Annotated in this window: 12 protein-coding genes; 6 read left to right on the top strand and 6 right to left on the bottom strand. The window is 67.0% G+C overall.

Annotated features, from left to right (window positions below; translation table 11 throughout):
* The first annotated feature begins 89 nt into the window (after positions 1 to 89).
* The 3 genes from OG976_RS14350 to OG976_RS14340 are packed head-to-tail and all read left to right on the top strand — an operon-like array spanning position 90 to position 3,924.
* On the top strand, positions 90 to 1,622 hold the full coding sequence (locus OG976_RS14350; protein ID WP_328349904.1) for a Re/Si-specific NAD(P)(+) transhydrogenase subunit alpha: 1,533 nt from the start codon (positions 90 to 92) through the stop codon (positions 1,620 to 1,622).
* A 1-nt stretch (position 1,623) separates the two neighbouring features.
* Positions 1,624 to 3,045 (top strand): Re/Si-specific NAD(P)(+) transhydrogenase subunit beta, encoded by a 1,422-nt coding sequence (pntB, locus tag OG976_RS14345; protein WP_328349902.1) that lies wholly within the window; start codon positions 1,624 to 1,626, stop codon positions 3,043 to 3,045.
* Positions 3,046 to 3,054: 9 nt separating this feature from the next.
* Positions 3,055 to 3,924, top strand: a complete 870-nt coding sequence (locus tag OG976_RS14340) for an EamA family transporter (RefSeq protein WP_328349900.1) — start codon at positions 3,055 to 3,057, stop codon at positions 3,922 to 3,924.
* Here OG976_RS14340 and OG976_RS14335 read toward each other — a convergent pair.
* From OG976_RS14335 to OG976_RS14315, 5 genes are all read right to left on the bottom strand, one after another.
* Positions 3,921 to 4,616, bottom strand: a complete 696-nt coding sequence (locus tag OG976_RS14335; protein WP_328349898.1) for a haloacid dehalogenase type II — start codon at positions 4,614 to 4,616, stop codon at positions 3,921 to 3,923. The two genes, OG976_RS14340 and OG976_RS14335, sit on opposite strands and share 4 nt — an antisense overlap.
* Positions 4,617 to 4,654: 38 nt before the next feature.
* A complete protein-coding gene (locus OG976_RS14330; protein WP_328349896.1) occupies positions 4,655 to 5,518 on the bottom strand; it encodes an SDR family oxidoreductase in 864 nt (287 codons plus the stop codon).
* A gap of 94 nt (positions 5,519 to 5,612) precedes the next feature.
* On the bottom strand, positions 5,613 to 6,551 hold the full coding sequence (locus OG976_RS14325; protein ID WP_328363569.1) for a class I SAM-dependent methyltransferase: 939 nt from the start codon (positions 6,549 to 6,551) through the stop codon (positions 5,613 to 5,615).
* Between the two features lie 101 nt (positions 6,552 to 6,652).
* The gene (locus OG976_RS14320) at positions 6,653 to 7,294 is read right to left on the bottom strand and encodes a TetR/AcrR family transcriptional regulator (protein WP_328349894.1); all 642 of its coding nucleotides are present in this window, start codon (positions 7,292 to 7,294) and stop codon (positions 6,653 to 6,655) included.
* A 307-nt stretch (positions 7,295 to 7,601) separates the two neighbouring features.
* On the bottom strand, positions 7,602 to 9,002 hold the full coding sequence (locus tag OG976_RS14315) for an aldehyde dehydrogenase family protein (protein ID WP_328349892.1): 1,401 nt from the start codon (positions 9,000 to 9,002) through the stop codon (positions 7,602 to 7,604).
* Between the two features lie 138 nt (positions 9,003 to 9,140).
* On the opposite strand from OG976_RS14315, the gene OG976_RS14310 reads away from it, so the two are divergent.
* Genes OG976_RS14310 through OG976_RS14300 form a run of 3 tightly spaced genes read left to right on the top strand, consistent with a single transcriptional unit; the run spans position 9,141 to position 12,405 of the window.
* Positions 9,141 to 9,704: a TetR/AcrR family transcriptional regulator gene (locus tag OG976_RS14310; protein WP_328349890.1), complete on the top strand. Its 564-nt coding sequence runs from the start codon at positions 9,141 to 9,143 to the stop codon at positions 9,702 to 9,704.
* Positions 9,701 to 10,225, top strand: coding sequence for a hypothetical protein (locus tag OG976_RS14305; RefSeq protein WP_328349888.1), 525 nt, complete (start codon positions 9,701 to 9,703; stop codon positions 10,223 to 10,225). Before OG976_RS14310 ends, OG976_RS14305 begins: the two co-directional genes overlap by 4 nt.
* A 26-nt stretch (positions 10,226 to 10,251) precedes the next feature.
* Positions 10,252 to 12,405: an FUSC family protein gene (locus OG976_RS14300; RefSeq protein WP_328349886.1), complete on the top strand. Its 2,154-nt coding sequence runs from the start codon at positions 10,252 to 10,254 to the stop codon at positions 12,403 to 12,405.
* 6 nt (positions 12,406 to 12,411) lie between these two features.
* Here OG976_RS14300 and OG976_RS14295 read toward each other — a convergent pair whose 3' ends face one another.
* Positions 12,412 to 13,389, bottom strand: coding sequence for a pirin family protein (locus tag OG976_RS14295; RefSeq protein ID WP_328349884.1), 978 nt, complete (start codon positions 13,387 to 13,389; stop codon positions 12,412 to 12,414).
* Positions 13,390 to 13,408 lie beyond the last annotated feature (19 nt).

Raw genomic sequence — 13,408 nt, 5'->3', positions numbered from 1 at the left:
GTACTGAGTCCACAGGTGGACTCCGCCGTTTCATACACTGGCATTTTCCATCCGGCCTCGCCCACGACCAACCAGATCGGATCGCATCGATGCTCATCGGGATTCCGCGCGAGTCTCTAGCGGGAGAGACGCGTGTCGCCGCCACACCACAGACCGTCGGCCAGCTCATCAAACTCGGCTATGACGTCCTGGTCGAATCCGGTGCGGGTGTCGCGGCCAGCTTCTCCGACGAGGCATTCGTCGAGGCCGGGGCCGGTATCGGCACCACAGCCGAGGCGCTCGGCGCCGATATCGTCCTCAAGGTCAATGCACCCACCAGTGCCGAGATCACCGCACTGCGCGACGGCGCGACGCTCATCAGCCTGATCTCCCCAGCCCTGAAACCCGAGCTCGTCGAGGAACTGTCCACACGGCCCGTCACGGTGCTGGCCATGGACGCGGTACCGCGGATCTCACGAGCCCAGTCGCTGGACGTGCTGTCCTCGATGGCCAATATCGCCGGTTACCGCGCCGTGGTGGAAGCCGCGCACGCCTTCGGCCGGTTCTTCACCGGCCAGGTGACCGCGGCGGGCAAGGTCCCGCCGGCCAAGGTCCTGGTGGTCGGTGCTGGTGTCGCCGGGCTGGCGGCGATCGGCGCCGCGGGCAGCCTCGGTGCCATCGTGCGCGCCACCGACCCCCGCCCCGAGGTCGCCGATCAGGTCAAATCCCTTGGCGGAGAGTATCTTTCGATCGAATCAGCCGAGACCGAGGTTTCGGCGACCGGGTACGCCAAGGAGATGGGCGACGACTACAAGGCCCGCGAGGCGCAGCTCTACGCCGATCAGTCCAAAGACGTCGACATCATCATCACTACGGCGCTGATCCCGGGCCGGCCCGCACCGCGCATCATCACCGCCGACATGGTCGCCTCGATGAAATCCGGCAGCGTCATCGTCGATATGGCGGCGGCCAACGGCGGCAACGTCGAGGGCACCGTCAAAGACCAGGCCGTCCTCACCAACAACGGCGTGACGATCATCGGCTACACCGACCTGGTCGGCCGGCTGCCCACCCAGGCCTCGCAGCTCTACGGCACCAACCTGGTCAACCTCCTCAAGCTGCTGACCCCGGAGAAGGACGGCACGCTCGTCCTCGATTTCGACGACGTCGTGCAGCGCTCGGTCACCGTGGTCCGCGACGGCCAGACGACGTGGCCACCACCACCGGTACAGGTATCCGCTGCTCCGGCACAGTCTGCGACGGCAGCCCCGACGATGCAGCAGGCCAAGCAACCGATGACGATGGGCCGACGGCTCGGCGTCACCTTTGGTGCCGCCGCCGTGCTGTTCCTGCTCATCGCATTGTCCCCGGCCGCACTGCAGGTGCACCTAACGGTCTTCGCCCTGGCGATCGTGATCGGTTACTACGTCATCGGCCACGTGCACCACGCCCTGCACACCCCGCTGATGTCGGTGACCAACGCCATCTCCGGCATCATCGTCGTCGGCGCACTACTCCAGATCGGCCACGGTGACGTCATCGTCACCTCATTGGCCGCGGTCGCCGTCCTACTTGCCAGTATCAACATCTTCGGTGGCTTCGCGGTGACGCGTCGCATGCTCGCGATGTTCTCGAGGAGCTGAGTTGTTCACATTGGAAACGGCCGCCACCGCGGCCTACATCGTCGCGGCCCTGCTGTTCATCCTTGCGCTGGCCGGGCTGTCCAAGCACGAAACATCGCGGGCCGGAAACACATTCGGTATGGCCGGCATGGTGGTGGCCCTGGTAGCCACCATCGCGCTGGCCCTGGCCCGCCATATCGAGCCGCTCGGTCTGGGCCTGCTGATCGGAGCCATGGCCATCGGTGCCGCGATCGGGTTGTGGCGTGCCCGCGTGGTCGAGATGACCGGTATGCCCGAGCTGATTGCCCTGCTGCACAGCTTCGTCGGTCTGGCCGCGGTGTTGGTCGGCTGGAACGGCTACCTGCACGTCGAACACGATCTGGCCGGCGCCGAGGCCGCAATGCTCAACAGCGAGGGCATGCTCGGCATCCACTCCGCCGAGGTGTTCATCGGCGTGTTCATCGGCGCCGTCACCTTCACCGGATCGATCGTCGCCAACCTGAAACTGTCGGCGCGGATCAAATCGGCGCCACTGATGTTGCCCGGCAAGAACTTTCTCAATGTCGGCGCCCTGGTGTTGTTCGTTGCGTTCACCGTGTGGTTCGTCATCGAACCCCAACTGTGGCTGCTCGTCGTCGTCACGGTGCTGGCGCTGCTGCTGGGCTGGCACCTGGTCGCGTCGATCGGCGGTGGCGACATGCCCGTCGTGGTGTCGATGCTCAACAGCTATTCCGGTTGGGCTGCAGCAGCTTCGGGCTTCCTACTGTCCAACGACCTGTTGATCGTCACCGGCGCCCTGGTCGGATCGTCGGGTGCCTACCTGTCCTACATCATGTGCAAAGCCATGAACCGGTCGTTCATCTCGGTCATCGCCGGTGGGTTCGGCATCGAGGCTGGGCCGGCCGAGGACAAGGACTACGGCGAGCATCGCGAGATCACCGCCGAGGGAGCCGCCGAGCTCCTGGAGTCGGCCAGTTCGGTGATCATCACCCCGGGCTACGGAATGGCCGTGGCCCAGGCCCAGTACGGCGTTGCCGAGCTGACCCGCAAGCTGCGCGAGCGTGGTGTCACGGTGCGTTTCGGTATCCACCCCGTCGCAGGCCGTCTGCCCGGACACATGAATGTGTTGTTGGCAGAGGCCAAGGTGCCCTACGACATCGTGCTCGAAATGGATGAGATCAACGATGATTTCGAGAACACCTCGGTGGTGTTGGTGATCGGCGCCAACGACACAGTGAACCCGGCGGCGTCGGAAGATCCGGGCAGTCCGATCGCCGGCATGCCGGTGTTGACGGTGTGGAACGCCGAGCACGTCATCGTGTTCAAACGGTCCATGGCCTCCGGTTACGCCGGCGTGCAGAATCCGCTGTTCTTCCGCGACAACACCCAGATGCTGTTCGGCGATGCGCGCGACAGGGTCGACGACATCAACGCCGCACTGTAGGTCCACGCGGTGAACCGCCGCGTCCCGAAGTGGTCGGTGCCGATGTTCTTCATCGTCGGCGCTGTATCGCAATATGTCGGTGCCGCGCTGGCGGTCTTCCTGTTCGCCACGGCCGAACCGGCCACGGTCGCCTGGCTACGCGCAGCGGGAGCCGCCGTCGTACTGCTCGCCTGGCGCAGACCGTGGCGCTGCGGGTGGACGCGCCATGACCTCACCGTCGCCGCAGGGTTCGGGATCGTCACCGTCGGGATGAATGTGGCCTTCTTCGAAGCGATTTCACGTATCCCGCTCGGTACTGCGGTGGCAATCGAATTCATCGGACCCGTCGCCGTCGCGACACTGGGCACACGGCGCCCCCGCGATGTCCTGGCCGTCATACTTGCGGCGGGCGGGGTGGCGCTCCTAGTGGGATTGCAGGCAGGTGCCGACGCCGTCGGTGTGTTCTTCGCCCTAGTCGCCGCGGTGCTGTGGGCGGGTTACATCCTGCTCGGCAAACGGGTCGCCGAGGCGGGGTCGGGGCAAGGTTCCCTGGCCATCGGGATGGCTGTCGCGGCAGTGCTGCTGGCGGCACCTCTGCTGGCTGGTCAGCTACACACCGCTGCGCACGTGCTCACCGATCCCCGGACGTGGTTGGTCGGACTTGGTGTCGGCGTGCTCTCCACGGCAGTGCCCTACGCGCTCGATCAGTTCGTCCTGACGCTCATCCCCCGGGCCCGCTTCGCTTTGCTTCTGGCTCTGCTGCCCGCCACCGCCGCCGGTATCGGCGCGGTCATGCTGCATCAGTGGCCGACACCCACCGAACTTGCGGGTACCGCCTTGGTCATGGTGGCGCTGGTGATCAGTGCGGACGACTCGGTTGTCGAGGACACCGGAAACTAGAGCTTATCGGCCAGTTCGAGGAAATCCGTTGCGACGATATCGAATTCGTCGGCCTCGAACGGCACCCGATAGCGCCCTGCTTGTCCCCATTCCAGCGGACGGTCGACGTAGGCGGTACGCAGCCCGGCATCGCGCGCGGCACGCAGATCGCTCGGGTGCGCGGCGACCAGCATGACCTCTCCCGGTGCGACGTCCAAGATCTCCGCGCAGCCCAGGTAGGCCTCGGGATCGGGCTTGTAGTGCCCGAAGATCTCGGCCGACAGCACGCAATCCCACGGCAGGCCCGCATGTTTGGCCATGTCGGTCAGCAACGAGACGTTGCCGTTGGACAGCGTGGTGATGGTGTAGCGCTCCTTGAGCCGGTGCAGCCCGGCCACCGAGTCAGGCCAGGGGGTCAACCGGTGCCAGGCGCGGTTGAGGTCGTCGACGTCGACCTCGCTCGCCTCGATGCCGGCGTCGCGCAGCAGCTGGTCGAGAATCTCGCGGTGCAGATAGTCCAATCGAGTCCACGGCAGCTCGCCACGACGGACCCGGTCCATCGCCGGAACATAACCGGCTCGCCAGCTGTCGGCGAACGTCGCCCAATCCTGATGCACGCCTTGCTGATCGGCGAACCGTTCGAGTTCGGCGATGATGCTCGAACGCCAGTCGACGACGGTGCCGAAGACATCAAAGGCCAGCACGCGGACCATTAGAAGCCTCGCGTGCCGGCCGGTGATGCTGTCGTTGCTCAGCCCAGCTTGAAGTTGGCGTGCTGGGCAGCCGAGAGGTCGTCGATCTGCGCCCAGTTCGCGGCGACGTCATCGACGCTCGGCACGTGGTCGAAGGTGACGCCGTCGTTCTGGAACAGCGCGGCCCGCTGCACCTTGCCGCCGCCGACGATGAAGATCGACCCGTTGTCGGGCACCTCCTCGGTGCACAGGTAACCGACCACCGGCGCGACGTACTCAGGGGTGAGCTTCTTGAACACCTCGGGCGGCAGGATGTCCTCGGTCATCCGGGTCGCGGCGATCGGTGCGAGGGCATTCGACTTGATGTTGTACTTGGCGCCTTCCTGGGCCAGCGTGTTGATCAGGCCGACCAGTCCGAGCTTGGCGGCGCTGTAGTTGGCCTGCCCGAAGTTGCCGAACAACCCGCTGGTGGAAGTGGCGACGACGATGCGGCCGTAGCTCTGCTCGCGGAAGTGCGGCCAGGCGGCGCGGATCACGTTGTAGCCGCCGTAGAGGTGCACCTTGAGTACCGAGTCCCAGTTCTCGAAGGGCATCTTGTGGAAGGTGCCGTCGCGCAGGATGCCCGCGTTGCTGACCACACCGTCGACCTTGCCGAACTCGTCGATCGCGGTCTTGATGATGTTGGCGGCGCCGTCGGCCTCGGCGACAGAGTCGTAGTTGGCGACCGCACGGCCACCGGCTTCCTTGATCTCGGCGACCACCTGGTCGGCCATGTTGTGGCCGGCGCCGGTGCCGTCGCGCGAGCCGCCGAGGTCGTTGACCACGACGCTGGCGCCCTCACTGGCCAGCGTCAGGGCGTACTCACGGCCCAGACCACCTCCGGCACCCGTGACGACGATGACACGATCCGCAACTCCGGGCATGAGCTTCCTTTCTCCGGCGATTGGTAGCCCGGCCATCGTAGCCAACCAGCCGGTTGGCAATGGGGGCGGGACCGTCCGCTCGGAGGCGGCAGATCTAGGCGGTGCGCTCGGCGACGACGAAGGTGGCGAATGCGTTCGGGGTGGTGGCGATCGGCAGCTCGACCCAGCGCTCCAACCGCTTCATCTCCTCGACCGACGACACACCGGAGGCCGTCCAGCCGTGCGCGCCCAGCCACTCGGTGAGGTCCGCGCGGTCGGGGTCGTTGTAGGTCAGGTCGCCGATGTCGATCTTGCGTTCGATGCCGAGCTGTTCGGCGAACTTGTCGAAGCGGGCGCGGAACTCCTCGCGCCGGCTCTCGTCCTGGTGGCCCACCGCCTCGGCCGATACCCGGCTTCCGGGGGCGCTCAGCGCCGTGATCTGTTCGAAGAGCCGGTCCTGGGCGTCGGCGGGCAGGTACATCAGCAGGCCTTCGGCCAGCCACGCCGTCGGCTGCGAGGCGTCGAAGCCGTGCTCGCGGAGTGCGGCGGGCCAGTCCTGGCGCAGGTCGATGGGCACCTCGTGCAGCTCCGCGGCGGGGCGGACGTCGTGGGCGGCCAACGTCGCAGCCTTGTATTCGAGGACCTTCGGCTGGTCGATCTCGTAGACATGGGTGCCGGCCGGCCAGTCCAGGCGGTAGGCACGCGAGTCCAGCCCGGAGGCCAGGATGACGATCTGCCGGATACCCGAGGCGACCGCCTCGGCGAAGAACCGGTCGAAGAAGTGAGTGCGCACGGCCTGGTAGCTGCCCATGTTGGCGAACATCGCCGCGGCCTCCGGATCGGCCGAGGCCAGCCGGTCGGCCATGGAGTCGTCCAGCATGGATTCCCACATCCCGGTCCCTGCCCCGCTGACGAGGATGCGGGCGTAGGGATCGCGGATCAGCGCGTCGGGGCGGTCGGTCTCACCGGCTCGCGCGGCCGCAACCATCACGGCTGTCGATCCGACGCTGGTGGCGATGTCCCAGGTGTCGTCGTGGGTGCGCAGGTTGCTCATGGCGAAGTTCTTTCGATTGGGTGGCATCACCCCAGTTCAATGAGGTTCATAAGCGATGCTACCGAATAACTTAGCCGGGCTATGCGCAGCTGTGGCTGACCTCACGCATGATCGGAGGCACGCCACATCTCGCCGTTGAGCAGATTCAGGAACTGGTCCATGATCGCGACCAGGCGCTCCTGATCGCCGACGAAACCGGCGTAGAAGCCGAGACCCCACAACACCGCCATCAGCATTTCAGCGGCCGAATTCACGTCCATGTCAGGGCGAATCTCACCGGCCTCGATCGCATCCTTGATCGCTGAGGTGACGAACCCGCGGGTGAAGTTCATCGCGTCGTTATCGTCCTGGTCGAGGTCGGGATGCCGCTGCGACTCCAGCACCGAGGTGACGAGGAACGCGGCCACCGCCCGGTCCTGACCCTGGGCCGCCACGGCGGCGCTGATGAACGCCCGCAGCCTGCCGGCCAGGGTGCCTTCCCGCTGGGAGTGCGCCACCGCGGACTCGACGAGCAGCCCGTTGGTCTGCTCGACGACCTCCTGGTAGAGCAGGCGCTTGCTGGCGAAGTAATGGTTGATGGCGGGGCGGGTCAAATCCGCGCGGATAGCGATCGCCTGGAAGGTGGCAGCGTCATATCCCAATTCGCTGAACACCTCGCGGGCGGCGCGCAGGATGCGTTCGCGCGTTTCCGCCGCCTTAGCTGCGGGCGGTCTTCCTGGACCCCGACTGGCTGTATGCGGCACAGCCAAATTGTGCCACAACTAAGCGCTGAATTTGATGGCGGGCGTCATTTGCCTGTGGCACCGGGATTTAATGTGAGGACACGACGATTTTCACGTTTGAAACACGTTGCACCGCTTGCTGTTTCAGCACGCCTTCGCAAACTGGCAGCCCAGCTTTCTCAGTTAACTTACATCGATGTCGATTATCGACGGATGTTATTAACGCACGAGAATTCGCTAGGCTGCGCGAATTCGCGCGCGGATTCCCGATAGTTCGCACCCAGAGGGGCTATCGCCTGTTTGCCAGCCGGCGTTTGCCTGCTGGCGCTCACAACGCCCTGCGAATGATCTTCTTCGCCCGATCGCTATAGGGCGGGTACATCAGGCGCAGGTCCGGCTTCGCCGGCTTTGCGAGAACTGCGCGCCGGTGGCTGAGCGTCTCGAAGCCCCATTTGCCGTGATAGGCCCCGATACCGCTGGCTCCCACACCGCCGAACGGCAGCTGCGGCACCAGGCAGTGCACCGCGACGTGGTTGATCACCGCTCCACCGGACGGCATCCGGTCGATCAGGGTGCGGGCCTTTCGCTGATCGGCGGTGAAGACGTAGAGCGCCAGCGGCTTGGGCCGGGAGTTGACGAAGTCGACGGCCGCCTCCGTCGAATCGACGGTGAGGATCGGCAGGATCGGGCCGAAGATCTCGTCCGACATCACCGGATCGTCCTGCGGCGGATCCAGGACCACCGTCGGCTCGATGCGCAGGGCGGAGCGGTCGGACCCGCCACCGGTGACCACTGTGCCGGCGGTGGCGCTGATCAGGGCGGCCAGCCGATCGAACTGGCGCTCGTTGACGATCCGCAGCGACGGATCCTGTTCGCCGGAGCGGAACTGTGCGATGGCTGCGGCGATCTTGTCGCTGAGCTGGGCGGCGATCCTGCGGTCGGCCAGCACATAGTCCGGCGCGATGCAGGTCTGGCCCGAGTTGAGCATCTTCGTCCACGCGATCCGGCGTGCGGTGACGTCGAGGTCGGCGTCGTCGAGCACCAGCACCGGGCTCTTGCCGCCCAACTCCAGCGTGACCGGGGTCAGCGTCGGGGCGGCGGCCGCCATGATCTTGCGTCCGATCTCGGTGCCACCGGTGAACAACGCATGGTCGAAGCCCTGGGCCAGCAGCTCCTGCGTGGTCGACGCTTCACCTTCGACCACCCGGATCGCGTCGGTGTCGAGGTACTGCGGCACCAGGCGGGCGATGAGTTCCGAGGTGGCAGGCGCCAGTTCGGAGGGCTTGATCACCGCGGCGTTACCGGCGGCGATGGCGGCCACCAGCGGAGCCATGCACAGGTAGAAGGGGTAGTTCCACGGGCCGATCACCAGGATCACACCCAGCGGGTCGTACTGCACCCAGGCCCGGCCGGGCAGCTGTCCCAGGGGCAGACCCTGCCGCTTGGGCTTCACCCACTTCTTGAGGTGCTTACGGGCGAACGCCGCTTCGGCCTTGGTCGAGCCGATGTCGCCGAGCCACGCGTCGAAAGCGGGCCTGCCCAGGTCGCGACCCAGGGCCTCGGCGATCTCGGGTTCACGTTCGTCGCACATCCGCTCGATGGCCCGGAGCTGCTGGGAGCGCCATTCCAGAGGCCGCGTCCGGCCGCTGTTGAACACCCGGCGAACATCGGCCAGCACACCGGCGGTGCTATCGGCGGTGTGCTGATCACTCGTGATCTGGACAGTCATGCCATCTCCTCGCATCGATCCTCAACCACAAGCTTGCCCCATTACGGGGGTGGCGCGACACCCACGCTGCGAACTCGGCGCCGCCGAACATCCGCGACACAGCTATGCCATTGGGGAGTGGGAACTATCGTGTTCAGAATGGCCACCGTCGCCACCCGCGAGGCGTACTTCGAGACCGGCCTCGAAGTGTTGGCCGACAGCGGCTTCGGGGGGCTCAAGCTGGCCGAGGTCTGCAACCGGCTCGGGGTCACGACCGGTTCGTTCTACCACTACTTCACCAGTTGGCCGGCCTACAGCCGGGAGCTGGTGGCCTACTGGGTCGAGGACCGCACCGTGCGGGTGATCGAGGCGATCCGCGAGGAGACCGATCCCCGGCGTCGCATCGAAACCATCATTCAGGTGGGACTGTCGCTGCCGCACGGCGCCGAGGCCGCCATCCGGGTGTGGAGCTCGATCGATCCGCACGTCTACGACGTCCAGGCCGAGGTCGACCGCCAACGGTTCGAGATCATCTACCAATCCGCCCTCGAGATCGTCCGCGATCCCCGGCAGGCCCAGGTCTATGCCGCCTGGGCGGTGTACGTGTTCGTCGGCTACGAGCAGGCCACCCTGCCGCGGGAGCCCGGGATGTTCCACTGGATCGCCAGCCAGATGCTCGACGAGTTGGAGTCGGGTCGCTTCAGCACGGTGCCGCCGCGGTGAGCGCGCCCGCTCCCGCAGATCACACCGAATCCCCGCCCGACGAGCACGTTTTCGCGGTGCTGCGGGAACGGCTCTACGGTGCGATCTCATGCCTGGCCACGCTGGCGGTGCTGGCCCGATACACCACCGGCGACACCAGCGCGTGGTTCCGGGTCCTCGATGTAGCGGTCGCGACCGGCGGACTGTGGGCGGCGAGTCTGTTCGCCGACTTCGTCGCGCACCTCGGCGTTTACGGGAATCGCCCGAACCGCCGGGAGATCGGCCACATGCTGCAGGCATCCGGGCAGATAGTGCAGGCTGCCGTCATCCCGGTCGGGATTCTGGCGGCGGCCGCCTTCGGCCTGCTGGCGACCTACACCGCGATGTGGGTGGCGATGTGGGCCATCGTGGGCGAACTCGCGATCATCGCCTCGCTCGCGGTGCGCAAATCTGTATTGCCTTGGTGGCAAAAGGTTTTGACGGTGGTGTTACTGGCGTCTCTGGGCGCGGTGGTGCTGGTCATCAAGATGCTCGCACACTGATCGCCGAGAAGTTCTACGATCCAGCCATGTGGACCCCGGCTGGCTTGTGGCGCCGGGCGGCCAATCGGATCCGGACCCGCGACCCTGAAAACGACGGTGCCCGACGGGCCTTGCGCGCGGCCATCGTCATCCCGATCGCCGCGGCGGTCAGCTTCGCCGTCGGCGGCGGCTCCCAGACGCCGATGTTCACCATCTTCGGCTCGATCGCGCTGCTGATCGTGGTGGACTTCCCGGGCAACGTCAACGCCCGCGCCCTGGCCTACGGCGGTCTGGGTTTCAACGGAGCGGTGCTGATCAGTCTCGGCACCTTCGCCGCGCCGATCCCCTGGTTGGCGGTGACGCTGATGTTCGTCATCGGTGCCATCGTGAGTTTTGCCGGTGTGCTCAGCGAGATCATCGCCGCCGGTCAGCGGGCGACTCTGCTGACGTTCGTGCTGCCCATCTGCACGCCGGCCGGTCCACTCGGTGAGCGGCTCACCGGGTGGCTGATCGCGCTGGCGATCTGCGTGCCCGCCGCGCTGTTCGTCTTTCCGCCACGCCATCACGGAGATCTGCGCCGCCATGCCGCCACTGTCTGCGACGTCCTGGCCCGTCGCCTGGTGGGCGCGGCGTCGGGCGCCGAGCTCACCGCGGCCATGGATGCGCTGCGGGCCAACTTCCTCGGCGCCGCCTACCGCCCGGTGGCGCTGACCGCGGGCAGCCGCGCCCTGGTGCGCGTCGTCGACGACCTGCAGTGGCTGTGCGACCGGGTCAACGGCGACACCGGCGAGCTTCTCGGCCCGATGGCCGACCCGGCGGAGCGGGTGCTGCGCGACTGCGCCAGCATCCTGCGCATCGCCCGCCCGGCCGACCGCGCGTCGGCACGATCCGACCTGGCGGAGGCGCTGACCCAACTGCGCACGATCGCCGTCGGTGGCTACCGGCAGGACATCGTCGACATCCTCGCGGTACCTGATGACGATGCCGCGGTGGAGCTCGGCCGCACACTGCTGAGCCGGCGCACCATCGGTGCCACCGTCGCGGTGACCGGCCGGCTGGTCGGCAGCGCCGCCGCCGCCGACGCACGCCCGGTGTGGGCCCGCGTGCTGGGCAGGCAGCTGCCCGAGACCGGCGTGGCCGACCGGGTGTACTCGGAGACGGCGGCGGTGACCGCGCTGACCACCGGTTACCTGATCACCCGCGCGGTGACGGTGCGCAACAGCGTGCGCACCGGTCTCGGTCTGGCCCTTGCCGTCCTGGTGACCTTCGTCTTCCCCGTCCAGCACGGCTTCTGGGTGGTGCTCGGCGCCTTGTCGGTGCTGCGCAGCAGCGCGTTGACGACCGGTACGAGCATGATCCGCGCGATCAGCGGAACCGTCATCGGGTTCGTCATCGGTGCGGTCGTGATCGAGTTGCTCGGCGTCGACCCGGTGGTGATGTGGCTGCTGCTGCCGGTGGTGGCGTTCGGGTCGGCCTACGTGCCCGAGATCGGCTCCTTCACCGCCAGCCAGGCGGCCTTCACGATGATGGTGCTGATCGTGTTCAACCTGATCGTGCCGACCGGCTGGAAGGTCGGCCTGATTCGGGTGGAGGACATCGTCGTCGGAACATGTGTCGGGGTCGTCGTGTCGCTGCTGTTGTGGCCACGTGGCGCGAAGACGTCGGTGCAACGGGCTATCGACGCCGCCTGCGACGTGGGGTCGCGGTATCTGAGGGCGTCGGTGCAGCGGGTCACTCGGGGGGCGTTCGAACAAGCCGAGAACCAGGTCAACACCTTGAGCCACGACGCACTGACCGCGTCGCGGACGCTGGACGACGCAGTGCGCCAATACCTTTCGGAGAGCAGCGGGCCGATCGATTCGCGCGCGCCGGTGGTTCGGGCCTCGAGCCGAGCGATGCGGTTACGCGCGGCGGCCGACCTGATCGCCGATATCGTTCCGCCGCCGCTGGGGGTGTATCCGCAAGCCCGCCAGGTACTGGAGACCCATGCCGCCGCGGTGTGTGCGCGCCTGGACGGCAGTGACCCCACCGCGTCGCTGCCGCCGATCAGCGACGCGCTGGTGCCCGCGCTGCGGGCCGAGGCCGGTGCCGGTGATCTCGCTGTCTCGGCGGCCCTGCCGCTGGTGACGGCGGCGGCCAACATCGGCGAACTGGAGCTGACCTACCCGCCGGCCCTGGCCGCCGAGCCGGCACCCGCCTGAGCGTACTTACCCGCGTCCGGGCCGGTGCGGCATGAGGGCGCCGGGCGGGATCGTGCCGAAGCGGCCCGCGTTGAAGTCCTCGAGCGCCTCGATCACCTCCGACTTGGAGTTCATCACGAACGGCCCGTAGTGGAACACCGGCTCGCGAATCGGCCTGCCGCCCAACAGAAGAACGTCCATCCGTCCGCGGTTGGCGTCCTGCCCCGAATCAGCGGCGACGGTGATGCGGTCACCTTTGCCGAGCACCGCGAGTTGCCCCTGCGCAATCGGGTGCCCGGCCGCGCCGACCGTGCCGCGACCGGAGAGAACATAGACCAGCGCATTGAATTCGCTGGGCCAGCCGAGGTTCAACTGGGCGCCCGCTTCGATCGTGCTGTGCACCAACATGATCGGGGTGTGCGTGGCACCGGGACCGGCCCAGCCGTCGATGTCGCCGGCGATCAGCCGAACCAGCGCCCCGCCGTCGGCCGAGGACAGCAGGCGGACCGCGGAGCCCTCGATCGACTGGTAGCGCGGCTGCGCGAATTTGTCCCGGCGCGGCAGGTTGACCCACAGCTGTATCCCGTGGAACACGCCGCCGCTTTCCACGAGTTCGGCCGGGGGCGTCTCGATATGCAGGATGCCGGCACCCGCGGTCATCCACTGCGTGGCGCCGTCGGCGATCAGCCCACCGCCGCCGTGCGAGTCCTGGTGGGCGAAGCGGCCGTCGATCATGTACGTGACCGTCTCGAAGCCGCGGTGCGGGTGCCAGTCGGTGCCGCGGGGCTCACCCGGCGAGTACTCGACTTCGCCCATCTGGTCCATGTGGATGAAGGGATCGAGGTCGGCAGCGCTGACTCCGGCGAAGGCGCGCACGACGGGAAAGCCCTCGCCCTCAAACCCGCGGGGTCCGGTGGTGATCGACGTGACGGGCCGTTCGGTGTCGGCCGGGTCGGCGGCGCTCACCCGTGGCAATGACAACGTGTCTGCGGTAACTGCTGGCATGTCGAGAGTAACCGGACCG

Origin of the sequence: Mycobacterium sp. NBC_00419 (assembly GCF_036023875.1) — a bacterium.
In the GTDB taxonomy this organism is placed as follows: domain Bacteria; phylum Actinomycetota; class Actinomycetes; order Mycobacteriales; family Mycobacteriaceae; genus Mycobacterium.
The sequence above is the reverse complement of the archived record's forward strand: the minus strand, read 5'-3'. Positions and strand labels throughout refer to the sequence as shown.